A 21,254-nucleotide genomic window follows, 5' to 3' on the forward strand; every position below is an offset into this window, starting at 1 on the left:
TCAGCCCGCCGGCTGCTCCTCGGCGGGCGCGCCGCGCTTGGACCACAGGTCGCGGAGGACGTTCGCGAACGCCTCCGGCGGCTGGGCGCCGGAGATGCCGTACTGCCCGTCGATGACGAAGAACGGCACACCCTGGATGCCGTAGGCGCGGGCCTGCGCCTGGTCCTGGCGCACGGCGGGCAGATGCCTGTCGTTGTCGAGCGCGTCGCGGGTGGCGTCGGCATCGAGCCCCACCTCGACCGCGAGCTCGACGAGGTCGTCGATGCGGCCGACGTGCTTGCCCTCGGTGAAGTACGCGGACATCAGCCGCTCCTCCATCTCGTGCTGCAGCCCTTCGGACTTTGCGTGGTGGAGCAGTTCGTGCGCCTTCACGGTGTTCGTGTGCTTCAGCAGGTCGAAGCGGTACTCGAGGCCCGCGTTCTTCGCGACGTTCGTGACGTTGTCGAGCATCTGGGCGACCTGCTCGCGGGGCATGCCCTTGTGCCCGGCGAGGAAGTCGAGTTCGTCGCCGTCGAAGTCGACGGGGGTGTCGGGCGAGAGCTCGAACGAGTGGAAGGTGATGTTCACCTGCGGGGCGTCATCATCGGATGCTGTGGCCGCGAGGCCGGCTTCAAGATTGCGCTTGCCGATGTAGCACCACGGGCAGGCGATGTCGGACCAGATGTCGATGGAGATGGGTTCGCTCACAACAGATGCAACGCTCGCACAGGCGCGACGTATTCCGTTGATAGCATCTTCGGATGCTCACCGCCGACGATCCGCTGCCGTTCCGGCCCGAGCGGGTGCCGGAGAAGCAGGAGCAGTTCCCGCATCTCACGATCGTGCGCCTGCGGCATCCCCGCGAGACCGAGCGGTGGCTGCGCAACTCGTAGCCGCACGCACTCTTGCAGGGCGATCGAACGGATGCAGCGGCATCCGACGGCGTTTCACCCTGCATTCGTGAAACCTCCCTGCATCCGTGCCGCAGTGACGGCCCCGGCGAGGCGGCGGCAGAGCTCAGGCGGGATCCGGGGCGTCCACCGCGCCGCCGAAGCGGCGGTCGCGCGACAGGTAGATCTCGATCGCCCGCCACAGCTCCTCGCGCGAGAAGTCCGGCCACAGGGTGTCGAGGAACACCATCTCGGCGTACGCGGCCTGCCAGAGCAGGAAGTTCGAGGTGCGCTGCTCCCCCGACGACCGCAGGAACAGATCCACGTCCGGCATGTCGGGGACGTACAGGTTGCGGCGGATCATCTTCTCGCTGATGGCGTTGGGCTTCAGGCGCCCTGCGGCGACCTCACCCGCCAGAGAGCGCATGGCGTCGACGAGCTCGACCCGCCCGCCGTAGTTCACGCACATCGTCAGCGTCAGCACGTCGTTGCCCTCGGTGAGCTTCTCGGCGTACTGCAGCTCCTTGATGACCGATCCCCACAGCCGCGGCTTGCGTCCCGCCCAGCGCACGCGCACGCCCCACTCGTTGAGCTGATCGCGGCGGCGATGCAGCACGTCGCGGTTGTATCCCATGAGGAAGCGGACCTCCTCGGGGGAACGGGCCCAGTTCTCGGTCGAGAAGGCGTAGACCGACAGATGCTTGACGCCCGCCTGGATCGCCCCGGCGACGACGTCGAGGAGCACCTCCTCCCCCGCCTTGTGCCCCTGGATGCGCGTTAGTCCCCGCTTGTTCGCCCAGCGCCCGTTGCCGTCCATGACGATCGCTACGTGCTCCGGCACCTTCGGGAACGCCGGCGGGTGGATGTTCGTCCAGTCCAGCGGGCGGTAGGCCACGGCATCCTTGTGCGTGTACGGCTTCGGGCTCAACGGGTTCCCTCCCGGTCGGATCCGACGTGCGCGAGCGAGCGGATGCCGCGCTCGAGGTGGAACTGCGTGTACGCCGACACGAGGCCGGATGCGGCCGCCGTGTCGGCTGCGGGCGCAGCATCCACGGCATCCCAGTCGCCGCGGATCAGCGCGCGCAGCAGAGCCAGCGTCGATTCGGCGACCCGCGGCGCACCGGCGGCCGCGCAGTCGCCGCACACCAGTCCCCCCAGCTGCACGACGAAGTTCCGGTGCGGCCCGGGAGCTGCGCACCGGGCGCAGTCCTCCAGAGCCGGCGCCCAGCCCGAGAGCGCCATGACGCGCAGCAGGTAGGAGTCCAGGATGCTGCGCGCGTCGTGCTCGCCGCGCGACAGCGCCCGCAGCCCTCCGACGAGCAGCAGGTACTGCTCCGGAGTCGCCTCGGCATCGCTCAGACGGTCTGCGGTCTCGACCATCGCACTGGCCGACGTGAACCGCTCGTAGTGCGCGGCGATCTCGCTGCCGTAGGCGCCGAGCGACTCGGCCTGCTGGACGATGTCGAGCGAGCGCCCCTGGTACAGCTGCACGTCCGCCACCATGAACGGCTCGAGCCGCGAGCCGAACTTCGACGACGTGCGCCGCACGCCCTTCGCGACCGCACGGATCTTGCCGTTGCGGCGCGAGAGCATGGTGACGATGCGATCCGCCTCACCGAGCTTGTGGGTGCGCAGGATCACCGCTTCGTCTCGATAGGTGGGCACCCCTCGATTATCCTCCGCCTGGCGGACACCCGGGGCTCACACGGCGGCGAGCTGCTGCTCCCGGGTGCGGATCGCACGGTTCACGCCCGACACGAGCGCCTTGAGCGACGCGGTCGAGATGTCGCCGTCGATGCCGACGCCCCACAGGCGCTGGTCGTCGACCTGCAGCTCGACGTAGGCCGCCGCCTGCGCGTCGCCACCCGCACTGAGAGCGTGCTCGACGTAGTCGTACAGGGTGATGTCGAAGCCCTGGCCGCGCAGCACCTCGATGAACGCGGCGATCGGGCCGTTGCCCTGGGCCGTGACGCTGTGCTGGTCGTCGCCGTCGCGGACGACCACGTCGAGCGCGACCTCGCCGGACATGTCGCTGCGCGTCTGCGTGGCCAGCAGCTCGAACCGGCCCCACTTGGCGTCCACGTCCTCGGCAGGCAGGTACTCGTCGTGGAAGATCGACCAGATCTGGTCGCTCGTGACCTCGCCGCCCTCGCTGTCGGTCTTGGACTGCACGACGCCCGAGAACTCGATCTGGAGCTTGCGGGGCAGATCGATCGCATGGTCGGTCTTGAGCAGGTATGCGACACCGCCCTTGCCGGACTGGGAGTTCACGCGGATGACGGCCTCGTACGAGCGACCCAGGTCCTTCGGGTCGATCGGCAGATACGGCACGGCCCATTCGATCTCGTCGACGGTCCTGCCCTCGGCGGCTGCCCGGGCGTCCCTCGCCTCGAAGCCCTTCTTGATCGCGTCCTGGTGCGATCCGCTGAACGCCGTGAACACTAGGTCGCCCGCCCAGGGGCTGCGCTCGGGAACAGGCAGCTGGTTGCAGTACTCGACCGTGCGCTTGACCTGGTCGATATCGCTGAAGTCGATCTGCGGGTCGATGCCCTGCGTGAAGAGGTTGACGCCCAGGGCGACCAGATCGACGTTGCCGGTGCGCTCGCCGTTGCCGAACAGGCATCCCTCGATGCGGTCCGCGCCCGCCATGTAGCCGAGCTCGGCGGCGGCCACGGCGGTGCCGCGGTCGTTGTGCGGGTGCAGCGAGAGGATGATGTTCTCGCGGTGGTTCAGGTGGCGGCCCATCCACTCGATCGAGTCGGCGTAGACGTTCGGCGTCGCCATCTCGACGGTCGCCGGCAGGTTGATGATCACCTTGCGGTCGGGCGTCGGCTCGAAGATCTCGATCACCTGGTTGCAGATGTCGACCGCGAACTCCAGCTCGGTGCCGGTGTACGACTCGGGCGAGTACTCGTAGTACACCTCGGTGCCCGGCACGGTCTTCTCGTACTTCCTGCACAGCCGCGCGCCTTCGAGGGCGATGTCGATGATGCCCTGCTTGTCGGTGCGGAACACGACATCGCGCTGCAGGATGCTCGTCGAGTTGTACAGGTGCACGATGGCCTGCTTGGCCCCGGCGATCGCCTCGTAGGTGCGCTCGATCAGGTGCTCGCGCGCCTGCGTCAGCACCTGGATGGTCACGTCATCAGGGATGAGGTCGTCCTCGATCAGCTGGCGCACGAAGTCGAAGTCGGTCTGGCTCGCCGACGGGAAGCCGACCTCGATCTCCTTGTAACCCATGCCGACGAGCAGTTCGAACATCACCCGCTTGCGCTCGGGGGACATCGGGTCGATGAGGGCCTGATTGCCGTCGCGCAGGTCGACCGCGCACCAGCGGGGTGCTTCGGTGATGCGCTGGGCGGGCCACGTGCGGTCGGGCAGGTCGACCGCGATCTGCTCGTGGAACGGCCGGTACTTGTGGATCGGCATCGCGGACGGGCGCTGGTGGTTCTTCATGATGGGCTTCTTCTCTACATCTCGGATCTGAATGATCGGGCCAGCACAAGCGCCGCGACGAGGAAGGCCCTAGTTTGAGGACTCGTCGCGGCAGCTAAGAAGAAGCAGACCGCCGAAGCGCATGGACTGATCGTAACAGGGTCGAATGCCGTCGCGCACACCGGTCTGAGACGATCGGATGCCGGGCGACACTGTTCAGTATGAGCAGAAAGCGCATCCTCGGCGCCGCGGTCGCCGCATCCCTTGTCGGAATGCTCACTCTGAGCGCCTGCGCGGGCGGGCCGGCAGCGGCGCCGCCCACGAGTTCGGATGCTCCGGGCAGCGCCCTCGAGACGGCGAATCCCGCTCCGCCGGACGGCGAGGTTCAGGCATCCGGGACGGTGATGGACATCGGCGGCTCCATCGAGCTGTGCCTGGGCGCCGTCGCGGAGTCCTATCCCCCGCAGTGCTCCGGCATCCCGATCTCCGGATGGTCGTGGGACGGAATCGAGGGATCAGAGAGCAGCGGCGACGTCGCGTGGGGCGCCTACGCCATCACCGGCACGTACGACGGTGAGACCTTCACCGTGACCCAGCCGCCCCTGCTCCTCGCGCTGCACGACCCGATCGCACCCGAGGATCCCACCGGCGGTGAGCCCGGCAGCACGCCCGAATCGGAGTTGATCGCGATCCAGGACGGCCTGCCCGCGGTCTTCGGCGACGACGGCAGCGTCTATCTCGGCTCATTACCCGAGAAGGGCCGCCTGTGGGTGGATGTCGTCTGGGACGACGGCACCCTCCAGGCCGCGGCCGACGAGGACTACGGCCAGGGCGTGGTGATCATCCGCTCCGCTCTCCACGAGATCGTCGCTGGCTGACCCTCAGGGGATCAGCGCGATCTTGCCGCCCGGGTGCCCCGCCGCGACGACGCGCAGCGCCTCGCGCGCATCGGCGAGTGGATATGTGCCCGCCATGGGCACGACGAGGTCTCCTCTCGCGGCGAGTCCGATGAGCTCCGCACGCACCTCGTCGCGGAATCGGGTGCTCTCCGGCTGCGAGCCGACGATCCACGAGAACCCCTCCGCCTGGGCGCGCGCTGCGGCCGCGATCGTCACGATGCGCGAGCGGTCGTGCACAAGGTCGAGCGACACGTCCACCGCCTCGTCGGTGCCGACTGCGTCGAGCGCCGCGGCGACGGGCCCGCCGGCGATGTCGCGCACCCGCTGGGCGAGCCCGTCGCCGTAGAGCACGGGGACCCCTCCGAACCGTCGCACCTCGTCCGCTCTGGTTGCGCTGGCTGTGCCGATGACGCGGATGCCGCGCAGCGCCGCCTGCTGCAGAACGCTGACTCCGACCGCCCCGGACGCGCCGTGCAGGAGGATCGTCTCGCCTTCGGCCGCTTGCGTGACGGCCAGCATCTGCGCGGCCGTGGTTCCGGCGAGCAGCAGGTTCGCCGCCTCAGGATGCGTCAGACGCGCCGGTTTGTGGAACGCTTTCTCGGCCGGGATCGTGACCTCGTCGGCGTATCCACCTCGTACCCGGAAGGCCAGCACCTCGTCGCCGACCGCAACGGCACCCGAGCCGATTTTCGTGCCGGGTCCGACCGCGGTGACGACGCCGGAGATCTCGTAGCCGATCGGCACGGGCAGCTGCATCCCCGCGCGCGGAGCGGCGACGTGCTTGGCATCCGCCGGGTTCACCCCGGCCGCGTGCACGCGGACCGTGACCTCACCGGCACCCGGTAGCGGCGGTTCGTGCTCGAGGAGATCCCACTGCTCGGGGCTCCCCCACTGCGTCGCGACCCAGTGCACGGCCATGTCAGAAGCCCAGGCGACCCAGTTGCTTCGGGTCGCGCTGCCATTCCTTTGCGACCTTGACGTGGAGCCCCAGGAACACCCGGGTGCCGAGCAGCTCCTCGATTCCGACGCGGGCGCGCTTGCCGACATCCGCGAGCCGCGATCCCTTGCGACCGATGATGATCGCCTTCTGGCTGTCCCGCTCGACGACGATAGAGGCGTGCACGTCGGTCAGATCGCTGTCCTCGCGGGGCGCGACATCATCGACGACGACGGCGATCGAGTGCGGCAGCTCGTCGCGCACGCCGTCGAGGGCTGCCTCGCGGATCATCTCGGCGATGCGGTCCTCGACGGACTCGTCCGTGACGACGCCGTCCGGGTAGAGCGCCGGGCCCTCGGGCATGAGCGCGAGCATCTCGTCGGTCAGGATGTCGAGCTGGTCGCGGGTGAGCGCCGAGAGCGGGATGACGGCAGCCCAGTCCTCGCGCAGAGCGTCGACCTCGATGAGGCGCTCGGTGATCTGGTCGCGCTCGGCGACGTCCGTCTTCGTGACGATCGCGATCTTCTTCGCACGGGGGTAGCCGTCGAGGGACGCCGCGATCCGCCGGTCGCCCGGGCCGATCTTCTCGGTCGCGGGCACGCAGAATCCGATCACGTCGACATCGCCGAGCACCTGCTCGACCAGGTCGTTCAGACGCTCGCCGAGCAGTGTGCGCGGCTTGTGGATGCCGGGGGTGTCGACGATGACGAGCTGGCCTGCGGGCCGGTTCAGGATGCCGCGGATCGCGCGCCTGGTGGTCTGCGGCTTCTCGCTCGTGATGGCGATCTTCTCGCCGACGAGAGCGTTCGTGAGCGTCGACTTGCCGACGTTCGGGCGCCCGACGAAGGTCGCGAACCCGCTGCGGAACGATTCAGTCATCCTCGATCTCCTCTGCTGGTACCGCGGCGCGTTCGACGAACACCGTGGCGATGCCTCGTCCGCGTCCGCGGGATGCGCCGCCGGTGAGTACGAGCCCGTCGATCGTCGCGGTGACTCCTGGTTGCGGGATCTGATCGACCGCCTTGCCGAGCAGACCGCCGATCGAGTCGACGTCCTCATCCTCGAGCTCGATGCCGAACAGGTCGCCGACGTCGTCGAGCGAGAGCCGGGCGCTGACGCGGTAGCGCCCGCCGCCCAGGTCGACGACCTCGGCGGCGGCGTGGTCGTACTCGTCGGAGATCTCGCCGACGAGCTCCTCGATGAGGTCCTCGAGCGTCACCAGGCCCGAGATCCCGCCGTGCTCGTCGATCACCATGCACACGTGCACGGCATCCCGCTTCATCTGCTGGAGAAGGGTCTCCGCCCGCATCGACTCGGGAACGAAGGTCGCGGGCCGCGAGATGGGACGGATGGATGCCGCACGCCAGGCCGAGTCGTCTCGGTAGGCGAACTGCACGAGGTCCTTGAGGTACAGCACGCCGACCACGTCATCGGCATCGTCGTCCACCACGGGTGCGCGCGAGATGCCGCGCCCGAGGAACAGCGCCATGGCCTCGTCGGTGGTGGCCTCGGCATCCACCGTCACCATCTCGGTGCGCGGAACCATGACGGCCCGGACGAACTGGTCGGTGAAGTCGAACACGGAGTGGATGAGGTCGCGGTCGTCCTCTTCGATGAGGTCGTTGGATGCCGCCTCATCGACCATGCTCAGCAGCTGGTTCTCGCTCGTGAACGAACTGCGGCCGGTGCCGGGGGTCACCTTGTCGCCGAGCACGACGAGTCCCTGGGCGAGCGGGCCCAGGATGATGCGCACACCGCGGACGATCCCGGCGGTGCCGCGGATCATGCCCTCGGAGCGCTGACGGCCGACCGCGCGCGGGCTCGCACCGACGAGCACGAATGTGATCCCGGTCATGAGGACCGCTGCGGCGAGCATCGCCCACCAGATGTTGTCGAAGAGCAGCATGAACGCCACGGTGACGAGCACGGCGGCCGTCACCTCGCCGATGACGCGGATGAACGAGACGGCGTTGACGTGCGCGTCGAGGTCGTCCGCGATGCGGCCGAGAGCGGTCGCGTTCCGCCCCTCGGCGGCCATGACCGACAGATCCGCGCGCGAGGTCACGCTGTATGCGGCATCGATGGCGGCCATCAGGCCGCCGAACGCCACCAGGAGGACGGCGACGATCAGCAGGAGGATCTCGGTCATCGGCTGCGTTCAGCGCGCGCGAAGCCGCTGATCAGCTCCTTCTGCAGCCCGAACATCTCACGCTCCTCGTCGGGCTCTGCGTGGTCGAAGCCGAGCAGGTGCAGCAGCCCGTGCGTGGTGAGCAGGATCAGCTCGTCCATCAGGGAGTGACCGGCTGCCTGCGCCTGCGTCTCGGCGACCTGCGGGCACAGAACGATGTCACCGAGCAGACCTGGAGCGGTCGGGCGGTCCTCGGTGCCGGGGCGCAGCTCGTCCATGGGGAAGCTCAGCACGTCGGTCGGGCCCGGCTCATCCATCCACTGGACGTGCAGCGCCTCCATCGCGCCCTCGTCGACGAGGACGATCGCGACCTCGGCGTCGGCGCTCACGTGCAGCTGCGCGAGGTTGAAGTCGGTCAGCCGCTGCAGCACCGTCTCATCGACGGCGATCGCGGACTCGTTGTTGATCTCGATCATGATGAGTGTCCTCGTCTGGGCATGCGATCGCGGGGGCCGGGGCGCTGCCCCGCTCGCCGCTCGGCTCGATTCGCGAACTCCGCGGCCTGCTCGCGTTCGTGGCGTGCGGCCGTGCGCTGCTCGTCGTACTCGCTGTACGCGTCGACGATGCGACCGACCAGCGAGTGACGCACCACGTCCTCGCTCGTGAGGCGGGTGAAGTGGATGTCGTCGATGTCGTTCAGCACGCGGGTGACCAGTCGCAGGCCCGATGCGCCCTGCGGCAGGTCGACCTGGGTGATATCACCGGTGACGACCATCTTCGTGCCGAAGCCGAGCCGGGTCAGGAACATCTTCATCTGCTCGGGCGTCGTGTTCTGCGCCTCGTCGAGCACGACGAAGGAGTCGTTGAGCGTGCGACCGCGCATGTACGCCAGCGGTGCGACCTCGATCGTTCCGGTCGCCATCAGGCGGGGGACGATCTCGGGGTCCATCATCTCGTTGAGCGCGTCGTACAGCGGACGCAGGTACGGGTCGATCTTGTCGGTCAGGGTGCCGGGGAGGAAGCCGAGCCGCTCGCCCGCCTCGACGGCAGGGCGCGTGAGGATGATGCGGTCGACCTCCTTGCGCTGCAGCGCCTGCACGGCCTTCGCCATCGCCAGGTAGGTCTTGCCCGTGCCGGCCGGACCGATGCCGAAGACGATCGTGTTCTCGTCGATCGCGTCGACGTAGTCCTTCTGCCCGGGGGTCTTCGGGCGGATCACCTTGCCGCGGGTCGACAGGATCGCCTCGCCGAGCACCTCGCTCGGGCGCGGACCGCCATCGTGGCGGAGCATCCGCGCCGAGGTCTCGACATCCGAGGGCGCGAGATCCGCACCTTCGCGCGTGATCGTGATGAGCTCGTCGACCAGCGCCTTCGCGTCGGCGACGAGGGACGGCTCGCCGGTCAGCGTGATCTCGTTGCCGCGGACGAGCACCTCGACGTCCGGGTGCTGCTTCTCGAGCATGCGCAGCAGGCGGTCCTGCGGACCGAGCAGCTGCACCATGGCGACGCCGTCCGCGTAGATGCGCTCTGTCACGGACGGGGTGGTCGAATCGTCAGAAGCCAACGAGCTTGTTCTCCTCGAGATTGCCGAGCACATGGGCGTGCACGTGGAAGACGGACTGCGCGACGCTGGGTCCGTTGTTGAAGATCAGACGATACTCGCCGTTCGCGTGTTCATCGGCGATCTGCTTCGCGACGGCCACCATGTCCGCCAGCAGCCCGGGATCTCCGGCTGCGAGCTCGGTGACGTCGCGGTACTGCTCGGTCTTGGGGATGACGAGCATGTGCAGCGGAGCCTGCGGATTGATGTCGCGGATCGCGAACACCGTGCCGGCGTCGACCACGATCTCACCGGGGATCTCGCCGGTGCGGATGCGAGTGAAGATCGACGGTTCGGTCATGCTCTCATTCTACGTGGGCGGGTGTCTTCAGGCCCGGCTGCCGTCAGGCGCGCGCCTCACCGCAGCATCCACAGACCTCTCCTCAGCGACGAAACCTCCTCGGAATCACGTAATTCAGGTGGGGTCTCGTAGGCAACGAGAGGTCTGTGGATGCTGGCGCGGGTGCTGGAGCGGGAAGCGCGCCGAGGCGGGCTACCAGCGACCGAGGGCGACGGAGAGGACGGCGATGGCCGCGGGGCCGGCCGTCGACGTGCGCAGCACGGTGTCGCCGAGTCTGACGCGTTCTGCGCCTGCCGCCTCGAACGCGGCCAGTTCCTCAGGTGAGATCCCGCCCTCGGGGCCGACCACGAGCACGAGGTCGCGGTCATCGGCTGCGATCTCGGACAGCGGGGTCGTCGCGGTCGGGTCGAGGATCAGCATCCGTGCATCCGCCGCACGCGCAACCAGCTGCTTGGTCGACGCGGGCTCGGTGACGGCAGGAACCCACGGCCGGTGCGCTTGCTTGGCGGCCTCGCGGACGATCGTCGTCCAGCGCGCGCGACCCTTCACGGCCTTCGGGCCCTCCCAGCGCGAGACGCTGCGGGATGCCTGCCAGGGCACGACCTCGTCGACCCCGAGCTCGCAGGCGGCCTGCACCGCGAGCTCGTCGCGATCGCCCTTCGCGAGCGCCTGCGCGAGGATCAGCCGCACTGGCGGCGCTTCCGTCGCCGAACGTCCGGTGATAAGGACATCGACACGGGAGGGCGACGCATCCCGCACCTCGCCCTCGAGCCACACGCCGCGGCCGTCGCCGAGCGTGACCGACTCCCCCACGCGCACCCGCCGGACGACGGCCGCGTGCTTCGCCTCGGCACCCATCAGCTCCACGATGTCGCCGACGGCGGCACCGGTGCAGCTCTCGACGAGGAAGTGCAGGGCCACGGGGATCTCCGATCGATCGGACGGTCAGTGCTTGAAGCGGTCGCGCAGCTTCGAGAACAGCCCCTGCTGGAACTGCGCGAGCTGGGGACCGGGAGCCTTCTGCTTCTTCGCGAAGTCCTCGATGAGGGCGCGCTGCGCGGAGTCGAGCTTGGTGGGCGTCACGACCTGCACGCCGACCCGCAGGTCACCGCGCTGGTTGCCGCGCAGGGGTGTGATGCCCCGGCCCTTGATCGTGAGGACGTCACCGGACTGCACACCCGGCCGGATCTCGAGGTCGACCTTGCCGTCGAGGCCGTCGATCGAGGTCTCCGTCCCGAGGATGGCGTCGGCCATCGACACCTCGAGCGTCGCGAGGAGGTCGTCGCCGTCGCGGCTGAACGCGGCGTGCGGTGAGACGGTCACCTCGACGTACAGGTCACCGTTGGGTCCACCGGCCTGTCCGACCTCGCCGGACCCCGGCAGCTGCAGGCGCAGCCCGGTCTCGACGCCGGCGGGGATGTCAAGCGACACCGTGCGGCGCGAGCGCACGCGCCCCTGGCCGTTGCACGTCCCGCACGGATGCGGGATGACGGTGCCGTAGCCCTGGCAGCTGCCGCACGGCTGCGAGGTGACGACGTTGCCGAGCAGGCTGCGCACCTGGCGCTGGACGTGGCCCGTGCCGTGACAGATGTCGCACGTGACAGGGGACGTGCCGGGCTGCGTGCACGATCCCTGGCACGTCTCGCACAGCACGGCCGTGTCGACCTCGATGTCGCGATGCGCGCCGAAGACGACGTCGCCGAGGTCGAGCGTCACGCGCACCAGCGCATCCTGGCCGCGCTCCCTGCGCGACCGGGGCCGCCCGCCGCGTCCGCCGCCCTGAGCCGCTCCGAAGAACGTCTCGAAGATGTCGCCGAACCCGCCGAAGCCGCCGAAATCGCCGGCGCCGTCTCCGCCGCCCATGTCGTAACGGCGACGGGAGTCCTCGTCGCTGAGCACGTCGTACGCGTGCGTGACGAGCTTGAACCGCTCCGCCGCATCCTCACCGGGGTTCACATCCGGGTGCAGCTGACGCGCCAGCTTCCGGTACGCCTTCTTGATCTCATCCGTCGACGCGTCTCGCGACACCCCGAGGACCTCGTAGTGGTCCGCCACAATCACCTTCCTGCGTGTGCGTGCTTCCGGCAGAGCCGCTCAGCGGCTCGCCTCGTCCTCGTCGAGCAGCCTGGACAGGTAGCGGGCCACGGCCCGCGCCGCCGCGAGGTTGCTCGGATAATCCATGCGGGTCGGGCCCATCACGCCGACACGAGCCGTCCCGCCGGGTGCCAGGTAGTTGCTCGCGACGATCGACGCCTCCGGAAGTCCGAATGCCTCGTTCTCGGTGCCGATGCTCGCCGCGAGGCCCTGCTCGTCCGTGACCATCTCGCTCATCAACCGCAGCAGCGTCACCTGCTCCTCAATCGCTTCGAGCAGAGGGTGGATGCTGCCGCGGAAGTCCTGCTCGCGCCGCGCGAGCGTCGCCGCCCCGGCCATGACGAGCCTCTCCTGGCGGAATTCCGCGAGTTCCTCGCCGATGATCCCGGCGAGCAGCCTGATCGCCTGATCCACGCGCGTGCCCTCGGAGCCCTCGCCGAGCGTCTGGACGCGGTCGGTGGCCTCCCGAACGGTCTGCCCCGTCAGCTGCGCGGACAGCCGCGCCCGCAGCACCGCGACGTCGGACTCGTCGAGATCGGCGGGCAGCACGGCGATGCGCTGCGAGACCCCGCCCGCGTCGGTCACGAGCACGACGAGGAGCCTGTTGGGTGCGAGCGAGACGAGTTCGATGTGCGTCAGATGGGCGCGGGCGAACGACGGGTACTGCGCGAGGGCGACCTGACCGGTCAGCTGCGTCAGCACGCGCACAGTCCGCACCATGAGGTCGTCGAGGTCTGCCGGGTCGGTGAGGAAGGATTCGATCGCGGTGCGCTGGGCGCCCGAGAGCGGACGCAGCTGCGCGAGGTGGTTGACGAAGACCCGGTAGCCCTTGTCTGTCGGCACCCGGCCCGACGACGTGTGCGGCGCTGCGATGAGCTCCTCGTCCTCGAGGAGCGCCATGTCGTTGCGGATCGTCGCGGCGGAGACGCCGAACGAGTGCCGGTCGACGATCGACTTGCTGCCGACGGGCTCGTGCGTCTCGACGTAGTCCTGCACGATCGCCCGGAGCACCTGCAGCCCGCGTTCGGTGACCATCATGCACTCCTCTCCGCTGGCACTCGTACAGTTCGAGTGCCAATTCTACTCGCTGAGCTAATCGGTCAGCTCGCGCACCACCGCGTCGGCGAGAAGACGCCCCTTCAGGGTCAGTCTGATGCGGCCGCGGATGGCGGCTCCAGCATCCACCAGGCCGTCAGCGATGAGGCCTGCGACACGCGCACGATTCGCCTCGGGAAGATCGGATGCCGCCATCCCCTCCGCCAGGCGCGTCTCGAGCAGCACGCGCTCGAGCAGGTGGGCCTCGCGGCCGGGACGCTCGGTGCCCGCCGCCGGCGATTCGGATGCCGCGAGCCGCTGCGCATAGGCCGCCGGGTGCTTCACGTTCCACCACCGCAGCCCCGCGACGTGACTGTGCGCCCCGGGGCCGAAGCCCCACCAGTCGCTCCCCCGCCAGTACGCGAGGTTGTGCCGCGAACGGTTGTCGATCCCTGAGCCTGTCGAAGAGCGACGCGCCCAGTTGCTCACCTCGTACCAGTCGAAACCTGCTGCCGCGAGCCGCTCGTCCGCAAGCTCGTACATGTCGGCCTGGAGGTCGTCGTCGGGGGCCGGCACCTCACCCCGACGGATCTGCCTGGCGAGCTTGGTGCCATCCTCGATGATCAGCGCGTACGCCGAGATGTGATCGGACTCGAGTGCGGTCGCGGCATCCAGAGAGGCCTCCCAGTCGGCGAGCGACTCGCCGGGGGCGCCGTATATGAGGTCCACGCTCACGGCGAGGCCCGCCTCCCGCGCGGCGTCGACGGCCGTCCGCACGTTCTCCGGGCGGTGCGTGCGGTCAAGCGCTGCGAGCACGTGCGGCACGGCGGACTGCATGCCCACCGACAGCCGGGTCACACCGGCATCCGCGAGGGTGCGGGCGACCTCGGGCGTCACGGTGTCGGGATTCGCCTCGACCGTGACCTCGGCGCCGTCGGTGATTCCGAATGCCGATACGGCGGCATCCAGCATCCGCGCCAGGTCGCCCGGTGGCAGGAGCGTCGGCGTGCCGCCGCCGAAGAACACCGTGTCCATCGGGCGCAGGGCGCCGGCGTCGCCGAGCACGCGCCCGGCCAGCGCGATCTCCCTGATCAGCGTGTCGGCGTACTCGTCCTGACGCGCTCCGCGCAGTTCCCCTGACGTGTACGTGTTGAAGTCGCAGTAGCCGCAGCGCACGCGGCAGAACGGTACGTGGAGGTAGGCCGAGAACGGCACATCCCGATCGACGGACAGGTCGGCGGGCAGCGCACCGTCGCGGGGTGCCGGATCGCCGATCGGCAGTGGTCCCGCCATCACAGAGGCGTGGTGTACAGCGGAGAGATCGCCCGCAGGTACCGGGCGAACAGCTCCTTGCGACGCCGCCCGAGCAGGCCGGGCACCATCCGGTACAACACGGAGTTGGGCGCATCGAACGCGCGCACCGTGAACCAGACCGAGTCGTCGTCGCGCCACTCGATGTCGAAGAGCTCCTCGCCGCTGACGACGGAGCCGCCCACGGTTCCGAGCACGAGGCCGATTCGGCGTGCTTCCTCGGTGACCGAGATCACGCGCAGTTCGGCATCCGCGCGCATGCCGGCCACGCGTCCGCGCAGCCGCAGCGTCATTCCGGGGCCGGCGAAGGGCGTGCCCTCCGCGTCGAAGCGCTGCTCGACCTCGCGCTTGCTCGGCGCGACCGGATTGCCGTCGGCGTCGAAGCTCACTCCCGCGTACGCGGGGCCGGATGCCGGGCGCACGTCCTCGACGGTCAGACCTGCGGCGCGCTGCGCCGTCCACGACAGCAGAGCGTCTCCGGCGGTGCGGAATCGCTCCTCGCCGCTGCCCAGCCGCCAGGTCTCCTCGGCCGGGGTGCTGCGCTCCGGCGGATACTGCATGAGATCGGGCGCGTGCGTCGCCCCGACCGCCGCATAGTCGACCGTGTCGTCTCGGAAAGTCCCGCGCCGCATGAGATCCAGACTACTTCCGTTACCTGAACGATGCCCCGGACGGGGCTCGTCCTACTTCTTGTCCTTGCCGTCGACGTCGCCGGACAGCGCTGCGATGAACGCCTCCTGGGGGACCTCCACCCGTCCGACCATCTTCATGCGCTTCTTGCCCTCCTTCTGCTTCTCGAGCAGCTTGCGCTTGCGGCTGATGTCGCCGCCGTAGCACTTGGCGAGCACGTCCTTGCGGAGCGCGCGGATGGTCTCACGGGCGATGATCCTCGCGCCGATCGCGGCCTGGATCGGGACCTCGAAGTTCTGCCTGGGGATGAGCTTGCGCAGCCGCTCCGTCATGAGCGTCCCGTAGGAATAGGCCTTGTCGCGGTGCACGATCGCGCTGAACGCGTCGACCTTGTCGCCCTGCAGCAGGATGTCGACCTTGACGAGGTCGGCGGTCTGCTGGCCGGCGGGCTCGTAGTCGAGACTCGCATACCCCTGCGTCTTGGACTTGAGGTGATCGAAGAAGTCGAACACGATCTCGCCGAGCGGCATCATGTACCGGAGCTCGACGCGCTCCTCGGAGAAGTACTCCATGCCGAGTAGCGATCCGCGCCGCGACTGGCACAGTTCCATCACCGTGCCGACGTAGTCCTTGGGCAGCAGGATCGCCGTCTTGACCATGGGCTCGGCGACCGACGCCACGCGCCCGTCCGGGTACTCGCTCGGGTTCGTGACCGTGACCGTGTCGCCGGTGTCGGTGGTCACCTCGTAGATCACGCTCGGCGCCGTCGTGATGAGGTCGAGTCCGAACTCGCGGCTGAGCCGCTCGGTGATGATCTCGAGGTGCAGGAGCCCCAGGAACCCGCATCGGAAGCCGAAGCCGAGGGCGACGGAGGTCTCGGGCTCGTACTGCAGGGAGGCATCGGACAGCTTCAGCTTGTCAAGCGCCTCGCGCAGCTCGGCGTAGTCGCTGCCGTCGATCGGGTAGATGCCGGAGAAGACCATGGGCTTGGGGTCGGTGTAGCCCGCCAGTGCCTGCATCGCGCCGTCCCGGCTCGTCGTGACGGTGTCGCCGACCTTCGACTGGCGCACGTCCTTCACGCCGGTGATGAGGTAGCCCACCTCGCCGACGCCGAGGCCCTTCGACGGGATCGGCTCCGGACTCGACACGCCGATCTCGAGGAGCTCGTGGTTGGCGTGGGTCGACATCATCTGGATGCGCTCGCGCGGCTCCAGCTTCCCGTCCACCATGCGCACGTAGGTGACGACGCCGCGGTAGGCGTCGTACACCGAGTCGAAGATCATCGCGCGGGCCGGTGCGTCGGCATCGCCGACCGGAGCCGGGATGTCTGCGACGATGCGGTCGAGGAGCTCCTCGACGCCGACACCGGTCTTGCCCGACACGCGCAGCACGTCGTCGGGGTCGCCGCCGATGAGGTCGGCGAGCTCCTTGGCGAAGCGGTCGGGGTCAGCGGCGGGCAGATCGATCTTGTTGAGCACGGGGATGATGTGCAGATCGTTCTCGAGCGCCAGGTACAGGTTCGCCAGAGTCTGGGCCTCGATGCCCTGGGCGGCGTCCACGAGCAGGATCGCGCCCTCGCACGCGGCCAGGGAGCGCGAGACCTCGTACGTGAAGTCGACGTGTCCGGGGGTGTCGATCATGTTCAGGGCGTATACCTGGTCCGGTCCCTGAGCCTGTCGAAGGGCCCACGGCATCCGGACGGCCTGGCTCTTGATCGTGATGCCCCGCTCGCGCTCGATGTCCATGCGGTCGAGGTACTGCGCCCGCATGTCGCGGTCGGAGACGACACCGGTGATCTGCAGCATGCGGTCGGCGAGGGTCGACTTGCCGTGGTCGATGTGGGCGATGATGCAGAAGTTCCGGATCTGCGCCGGCGGCGTTGCGGCAGGCGAGAGCGGGGTGAGGGCGCGTGGTGACATGTCTCCAGCAGTCTACGGTCAGGCGCACCTAATGCTCGATTCGCCATGACCGGTGATAGTCTCGCGAGGTTGCCCTGTACAGATCGGCGACACCGAGTGTCAGTTGCAACCCGACTCCGTACCAGACGCTGTCCGGATCGGTCGCACAAACGAGCCCGAGATGTTTGAATACATCCGACTCAGCGTTGCGTCGGCCGATCCCGAGCGCGCCTGCAAAGAGAAAGACAACACCTTGATCAAGTATCTCCTGCGCCGATTCCTCGGCTGGCTGCTGATGATCGTGGTGGCGACCAACATCACGTTCTTCCTTGCGTGGGGCTTCCTGAACCCCCGGAACAACTTCGTCGGTCGACGCCCTCCGCTCAGTGAAGAGCAGATCGTCAACCTCCTCGAGCCGCGCAACCTCAGCGACACCGTGCCGATCTGGGAGCGGTGGTGGAACTGGTTCAGCTCCATCCTGTTCCGCTGGGACTGGGGCGTGAGCCCGACCGGCGGCTCGATCAACGAGCAGATCGCCTACCGCATGTGGGTGAGCGCGGAGCTGGTTCTCGGCGCAACGGTGATCATGACCGTGCTGGGCATCGCGCTCGGCGTGTACACCGCATCGCGTCAGTACAAACTCGCCGACCGCATCGGCCAGGCGACCTCGATCATCACGATGAACATCAACGTCATCGTCGCCGCTCTCGGCCTGGTCCTTCTCGCCATCGCGATCAACGACCTGTTCGGCGCCCGGATCTTCTTCGTCACCGGGGCGGCGAGCAAGGGGGTCGAAGGGTTCTTCCCCGTGCTCATCGACAAACTGCAGCACGTGACCCTGCCCACGATAGCCCTGGTCATCACGGGCTACGCGGGAACCCACTTCCTGCAGCGCACGCTGCTCCTGGACAACATCAACGCCGACTACGTCCGCACCGCGCGCGCCAAGGGCCTGACCAAGCAGCAGGCGATCCGCAAGCACGCGCTGCGCACCTCGCTCATCCCCGTCGCGACGCAGGTCGCGTTCAGCATCCCCGGCATCTTCACCGGCGCGATCCTGACCGAGACGATCTTCGCCTGGAACGGCATGGGCAAGTACTTCATCGAGACCATCGTCAAGAGCGACATCAACGGCGTCGTCGCGGTCGCGGCCTTCAGCGCCGTCATGGTGGCGATCGGTGCGATCCTGTCCGACATCATCGTCGTGGTCCTCGACCCGCGAGTGAGGGTGAGCTGAGCATGAGTGAAATGATCGACCCCACCACCACGGTCGCCGAGGCCCCTGCACCCGCGAAGAACGCGGGCGGCAAGCCGATGTCGAAATGGACGCTGTACACCCGTCGCTTCATGCGCAACAAGCCGGCCGTCGGCGGCATCATCATCTTCGTGCTGCTCGTGCTCTTCGCGATCGTCGGACCGCTGATCGCGAAGTGGGACCACGTCGAATTGGACTTCCTGAACCTCGGCACTGCCCCGTCGGCTGATCACTGGTTCGGCACGACGGCCTCCGGCAACGACACGTTCGCACAGGTCGCCGTCGGCCTGCAGCGCTCGCTCATGATCGCCGTCTCGGTCTCGCTCGGCACGACGATCCTCTCGGCCATCATCGGCACCGCAGCGGCGTACTTCGGCGGGCGCACCGAGAAGCTCACGCTCCTGGTGATCCACTTCATGATGGTCGTCCCCAGCTTCCTGATCCTGTCGCTGCTGTCGAACCGCTCCGGTGGCGACTGGCGCGTCATCGCACTGATCATGATCTTCGTGACGGGCTGGTACTTCCCCGCCCGCGTCGTCTGGACCACGGCGCTGTCGCTGCGCGAGCGCGAGTACGTGCACGCCTCTCGCTACATGGGCGTCGGCGGCTTCCGGATCGTGCTGCGCCACCTCATCCCGAACATCGGCTCGCTGCTCGTGATCAACTTCACGCTCGGCATCGTCGGCGCCGTGATGGCCGAAACGGGCCTGTCGTTCATCGGCTTCGGAGTGAAGATCCCCGACGTGTCGCTGGGCTCCCTCATCGGCTCCGGCGCGAACACGATCACCAGCGCGCCATGGCTGTTCTACTTCCCCGCTGCGGCGCTGACGCTGCTCACCGTCTCGATGGCACTCGTCTCGGACGGTCTGCGAGACGCCCTCGATCCCACCTCTGCTGCAGGAGGCCGCGCATGAGCGCCATCATCTCCGTTCGCGACCTCAAGGTCAGCTTCGCCTCCGAGGCCGGGCGCGTGGACGCCGTGCGCGGCGTCTCGTTCGACCTGGAGGAGGGCAAGACCCTCGGCATCGTCGGCGAGTCCGGCTCCGGCAAGTCCGTCACCTCGCTGGCGATCATGGGCCTGCTCGACGAGAACGCCAAGGTCACCGGTTCGATCATCTACGACGGCCAGGAACTGCTGGGCAAGTCCGACAAGCAGATGTCGGTGATCCGCGGCAACGGCCTCGCGATGATCTTCCAGGACCCGCTGACCTCGCTGACCCCGGTGTTCACGATCGGCGACCAGCTGATCGAGGCGCTCACGGTGCACCGCGGCCTGACCAAGAAGCAGGCGTGGGATCGCTCGATCGAGCTGCTGACCCTCGTCGGGATCTCGCAGCCGGAGAAGCGCATGAAGGGCTTCCCGCACGAGTTCTCCGGCGGCATGCGCCAGCGCGTCGTCATCGCCATCGCGATGGCGAACAACCCGAAACTGATCATCGCCGACGAGCCGACGACCGCGCTCGACGTCACGATCCAGGCGCAGATCCTCGACCTGATCGAGAAGGCGCAGCAGGAGACGGGCGCCGCGACCATCATGATCACCCACGACATGGGCGTCGTCGCGCGCATGGCCGACGACGTCATGGTCATGTACGCGGGAAAGCCCATCGAGCACGCGCCCGTGGGCGAGCTCTTCCACCACACGCGGATGCCGTACTCGATCGGACTCCTCGGAGCGATTCCGCGCGTCGACAAGGCCGAGAAGGAGCCGCTGGTACCCATCAAGGGCAACCCGCCGCTGCTGATCGATCTCCCCGACGCCTGCCCGTTCGCCGACCGCTGCCCGATCGCGATCGACGCGTGCCGCACGCGCGAACCCGACCTCGTCGACGTCTCGACCGGCACCGGTGCGCCGCACCAGGCCGCCTGCATCCGCGCCGATGAGATCTCGGACGGCGGGATGATCGGCGGACTCCCGGTCTATCCCGTGCACGAGGCGCCGGAGAGCGACCTGACGCGCACGCCCCGCGAACAGCGCCCCGTGACCCTCGACGTCCGGAACCTGAACAAGACGTTCCCGCTTCTGAAGGGCGCGTTCCTCAAGCGCAAGGTCGGCGAAGTCCACGCCGTCAAGAACGTCACGTTCGACGTGCGCGAGGGCGAGACGATGGCCATCGTCGGCGAGTCCGGTTCGGGCAAGACGACGACGCTGCTGCAGATCATGGATCTCGTCAAGCAGGACGGCGGAGACATCGTCATCAACGGAACGAGCGTCAACGACATCACGAGCCGAAAGATCGAGCGCAAGGTCCGCCGCGACATCCAGATCGTGTTCCAGGACCCCATGGGCGCACTGGATCCCCGCATGACCGTCGCCGACGTCATCGCCGAGCCGCTGCACGCCATCGGCACACCCAAGGACGAGGTGCACCGCCGCGTGCGGGAGCTCATGGATCTCGTCGGCCTCAACCCCGCCCACATCGACCGGTTCCCCGGAGCGTTCTCCGGCGGTCAGCGCCAGCGCATCGGCATCGCCCGCGCCCTGTCCACGAACCCGAAGATCATCGTGCTCGACGAGCCCGTCTCGGCGCTGGACGTGTCGATCCAGGCCGGCGTCATCAACCTGCTCGACGAGCTGAAGGTGAAGCTCGGCCTGTCGTATCTGTTCGTCGCGCACGACCTGTCCGTGATCAGGCACATCGCCGATCGCGTCGCGGTGATGTATCTCGGCGATTTCGTCGAGCACGGCGACGTCGACGAGATCTTCGAGAACCCGAAGCATCCCTACACGAAAGCGCTGCTCTCGGCCATCCCGGTGCCCGATCCCGATATCGAGCGCGGGCGCGAAAGGCTGATCTTCAACCCGGAGACGATGCAGGCCGAACCCGTCGGCCGGTGATGCTCTGTTAACGGCCGGTAACA

The 21,254-nt window shown here is 68.2% G+C and carries 21 protein-coding genes; 5 read left to right on the forward strand and 16 right to left on the reverse strand.

All coding sequences use genetic code 11. The annotated features are described in order from the left end of the window. On the reverse strand, window positions 1–687 hold the full coding sequence (locus AB0269_RS05755; RefSeq protein WP_366210271.1) for a DsbA family oxidoreductase: 687 nt from the start codon (window positions 685–687) through the stop codon (window positions 1–3). A gap of 53 nt (window positions 688–740) precedes the next feature. On the opposite strand from AB0269_RS05755, the gene AB0269_RS05760 reads away from it, so the two are divergent. After that, entirely contained in the window at window positions 741–872 is a 132-nt protein-coding gene (locus tag AB0269_RS05760; RefSeq protein ID WP_366210272.1) for a hypothetical protein, read from the forward strand. Between the two features lie 124 nt (window positions 873–996). On the opposite strand, the gene AB0269_RS05765 is transcribed toward AB0269_RS05760, so the two are convergent. From AB0269_RS05765 to leuA, 3 genes are read right to left on the reverse strand one after another with little or no spacing between them, the layout of a single operon-like run. After that, the gene (locus AB0269_RS05765; RefSeq protein ID WP_366210273.1) at window positions 997–1,797 is read right to left on the reverse strand and encodes an isoprenyl transferase; all 801 of its coding nucleotides are present in this window, start codon (window positions 1,795–1,797) and stop codon (window positions 997–999) included. Then, a complete protein-coding gene (gene recO, locus AB0269_RS05770; protein ID WP_227530848.1) occupies window positions 1,794–2,534 on the reverse strand; it encodes a DNA repair protein RecO in 741 nt (246 codons plus the stop codon). The genes AB0269_RS05765 and recO overlap by 4 nt, the downstream gene beginning before the upstream one ends. A gap of 36 nt (window positions 2,535–2,570) precedes the next feature. Continuing rightward, entirely contained in the window at window positions 2,571–4,325 is a 1,755-nt protein-coding gene (leuA, locus tag AB0269_RS05775; RefSeq protein WP_366210274.1) for a 2-isopropylmalate synthase, read from the reverse strand. A 200-nt stretch (window positions 4,326–4,525) separates the two neighbouring features. Here leuA and AB0269_RS05780 point away from each other — a divergent pair, with 200 nt between their 5' ends. Next, the gene (locus AB0269_RS05780; RefSeq protein WP_366210275.1) at window positions 4,526–5,182 is read left to right on the forward strand and encodes a hypothetical protein; all 657 of its coding nucleotides are present in this window, start codon (window positions 4,526–4,528) and stop codon (window positions 5,180–5,182) included. Window positions 5,183–5,185: 3 nt separating this feature from the next. Here the strand turns inward: AB0269_RS05780 and AB0269_RS05785 are convergent, their stop codons facing one another. The 12 genes from AB0269_RS05785 to lepA form a co-directional block, all read right to left on the reverse strand. Further along, window positions 5,186–6,121 carry an NADP-dependent oxidoreductase gene (locus AB0269_RS05785; RefSeq protein WP_366210276.1) on the reverse strand — a complete coding sequence of 312 codons (936 nt, stop codon included), beginning with the start codon at window positions 6,119–6,121 and terminating at the stop codon, window positions 5,186–5,188. 1 nt (window position 6,122) lies between these two features. Beyond that, window positions 6,123–7,019, reverse strand: coding sequence for a GTPase Era (era, locus tag AB0269_RS05790; RefSeq protein WP_366210277.1), 897 nt, complete (start codon window positions 7,017–7,019; stop codon window positions 6,123–6,125). After that, window positions 7,012–8,289, reverse strand: a complete 1,278-nt coding sequence (locus AB0269_RS05795; RefSeq protein WP_366210278.1) for a hemolysin family protein — start codon at window positions 8,287–8,289, stop codon at window positions 7,012–7,014. Before AB0269_RS05795 ends, era begins: the two co-directional genes overlap by 8 nt. Beyond that, on the reverse strand, window positions 8,286–8,747 hold the full coding sequence (ybeY, locus tag AB0269_RS05800; RefSeq protein ID WP_175988311.1) for an rRNA maturation RNase YbeY: 462 nt from the start codon (window positions 8,745–8,747) through the stop codon (window positions 8,286–8,288). Before ybeY ends, AB0269_RS05795 begins: the two co-directional genes overlap by 4 nt. After that, window positions 8,741–9,769 carry a PhoH family protein gene (locus tag AB0269_RS05805; protein WP_366210515.1) on the reverse strand — a complete coding sequence of 343 codons (1,029 nt, stop codon included), beginning with the start codon at window positions 9,767–9,769 and terminating at the stop codon, window positions 8,741–8,743. The genes ybeY and AB0269_RS05805 overlap by 7 nt, the downstream gene beginning before the upstream one ends. A gap of 52 nt (window positions 9,770–9,821) precedes the next feature. Next, window positions 9,822–10,169 (reverse strand): HIT domain-containing protein, encoded by a 348-nt coding sequence (locus AB0269_RS05810; RefSeq protein WP_366210279.1) that lies wholly within the window; start codon window positions 10,167–10,169, stop codon window positions 9,822–9,824. 192 nt (window positions 10,170–10,361) lie between these two features. Next, window positions 10,362–11,090, reverse strand: a complete 729-nt coding sequence (locus AB0269_RS05815) for a 16S rRNA (uracil(1498)-N(3))-methyltransferase (protein ID WP_366210280.1) — start codon at window positions 11,088–11,090, stop codon at window positions 10,362–10,364. Window positions 11,091–11,114: 24 nt separating this feature from the next. Beyond that, window positions 11,115–12,224, reverse strand: coding sequence for a molecular chaperone DnaJ (gene dnaJ / locus AB0269_RS05820; protein ID WP_366210281.1), 1,110 nt, complete (start codon window positions 12,222–12,224; stop codon window positions 11,115–11,117). Window positions 12,225–12,263: 39 nt separating this feature from the next. Beyond that, on the reverse strand, window positions 12,264–13,298 hold the full coding sequence (gene hrcA / locus AB0269_RS05825) for a heat-inducible transcriptional repressor HrcA (protein ID WP_366210282.1): 1,035 nt from the start codon (window positions 13,296–13,298) through the stop codon (window positions 12,264–12,266). A gap of 57 nt (window positions 13,299–13,355) precedes the next feature. After that, a complete protein-coding gene (gene hemW, locus AB0269_RS05830; RefSeq protein ID WP_366210283.1) occupies window positions 13,356–14,591 on the reverse strand; it encodes a radical SAM family heme chaperone HemW in 1,236 nt (411 codons plus the stop codon). Continuing rightward, complete coding sequence (locus AB0269_RS05835; protein WP_366210284.1) at window positions 14,591–15,241, reverse strand: DUF1990 family protein; 651 nt, start codon at window positions 15,239–15,241, stop codon at window positions 14,591–14,593. The genes hemW and AB0269_RS05835 overlap by 1 nt, the downstream gene beginning before the upstream one ends. Window positions 15,242–15,292: 51 nt before the next feature. Further along, window positions 15,293–17,158 (reverse strand): translation elongation factor 4, encoded by a 1,866-nt coding sequence (lepA, locus tag AB0269_RS05840; protein ID WP_366210285.1) that lies wholly within the window; start codon window positions 17,156–17,158, stop codon window positions 15,293–15,295. Between the two features lie 232 nt (window positions 17,159–17,390). On the opposite strand from lepA, the gene AB0269_RS05845 reads away from it, so the two are divergent. The 3 genes from AB0269_RS05845 to AB0269_RS05855 are packed head-to-tail and all read left to right on the forward strand — an operon-like array spanning window position 17,391 to window position 21,231. After that, window positions 17,391–18,374, forward strand: coding sequence for an ABC transporter permease (locus AB0269_RS05845; RefSeq protein ID WP_366210286.1), 984 nt, complete (start codon window positions 17,391–17,393; stop codon window positions 18,372–18,374). 11 nt (window positions 18,375–18,385) lie between these two features. Then, entirely contained in the window at window positions 18,386–19,306 is a 921-nt protein-coding gene (locus AB0269_RS05850) for an ABC transporter permease (RefSeq protein ID WP_366210287.1), read from the forward strand. Next, window positions 19,303–21,231 carry an ABC transporter ATP-binding protein gene (locus AB0269_RS05855; protein WP_366210288.1) on the forward strand — a complete coding sequence of 643 codons (1,929 nt, stop codon included), beginning with the start codon at window positions 19,303–19,305 and terminating at the stop codon, window positions 21,229–21,231. Before AB0269_RS05850 ends, AB0269_RS05855 begins: the two co-directional genes overlap by 4 nt. Window positions 21,232–21,254 lie beyond the last annotated feature (23 nt).

The sequence above is a fragment of the Microbacterium sp. NPDC077644 genome, from assembly GCF_040702785.1.
GTDB lineage: Bacteria > Actinomycetota > Actinomycetes > Actinomycetales > Microbacteriaceae > Microbacterium.

Excerpts from the sequence above, each read along its gene's own strand:
- AB0269_RS05795 (WP_366210278.1), bottom strand. The coding sequence starts at position 8,289 with ATGACCGAGATCCTCCTGCTGATCGTCGCCGTCCTCCTGGTGGCGTTC.
- AB0269_RS05850 (WP_366210287.1), top strand. The coding sequence starts at position 18,386 with ATGATCGACCCCACCACCACGGTCGCCGAGGCCCCTGCACCCGCGAAG.
- leuA (WP_366210274.1), bottom strand. The coding sequence starts at position 4,325 with ATGAAGAACCACCAGCGCCCGTCCGCGATGCCGATCCACAAGTACCGG.
- AB0269_RS05785 (WP_366210276.1), bottom strand. The coding sequence starts at position 6,121 with ATGGCCGTGCACTGGGTCGCGACGCAGTGGGGGAGCCCCGAGCAGTGG.
- AB0269_RS05855 (WP_366210288.1), top strand. The coding sequence starts at position 19,303 with ATGAGCGCCATCATCTCCGTTCGCGACCTCAAGGTCAGCTTCGCCTCC.
- AB0269_RS05835 (WP_366210284.1), bottom strand. The coding sequence starts at position 15,241 with ATGCGGCGCGGGACTTTCCGAGACGACACGGTCGACTATGCGGCGGTC.
- AB0269_RS05810 (WP_366210279.1), bottom strand. The coding sequence starts at position 10,169 with ATGACCGAACCGTCGATCTTCACTCGCATCCGCACCGGCGAGATCCCC.
- AB0269_RS05760 (WP_366210272.1), top strand. The coding sequence starts at position 741 with ATGCTCACCGCCGACGATCCGCTGCCGTTCCGGCCCGAGCGGGTGCCG.
- lepA (WP_366210285.1), bottom strand. The coding sequence starts at position 17,158 with ATGTCACCACGCGCCCTCACCCCGCTCTCGCCTGCCGCAACGCCGCCG.
- hemW (WP_366210283.1), bottom strand. The coding sequence starts at position 14,591 with ATGGCGGGACCACTGCCGATCGGCGATCCGGCACCCCGCGACGGTGCG.
- era (WP_366210277.1), bottom strand. The coding sequence starts at position 7,019 with ATGACTGAATCGTTCCGCAGCGGGTTCGCGACCTTCGTCGGGCGCCCG.
- AB0269_RS05805 (WP_366210515.1), bottom strand. The coding sequence starts at position 9,769 with ATGGTGCAGCTGCTCGGTCCGCAGGACCGCCTGCTGCGCATGCTCGAG.
- hrcA (WP_366210282.1), bottom strand. The coding sequence starts at position 13,298 with ATGGTCACCGAACGCGGGCTGCAGGTGCTCCGGGCGATCGTGCAGGAC.
- AB0269_RS05780 (WP_366210275.1), top strand. The coding sequence starts at position 4,526 with ATGAGCAGAAAGCGCATCCTCGGCGCCGCGGTCGCCGCATCCCTTGTC.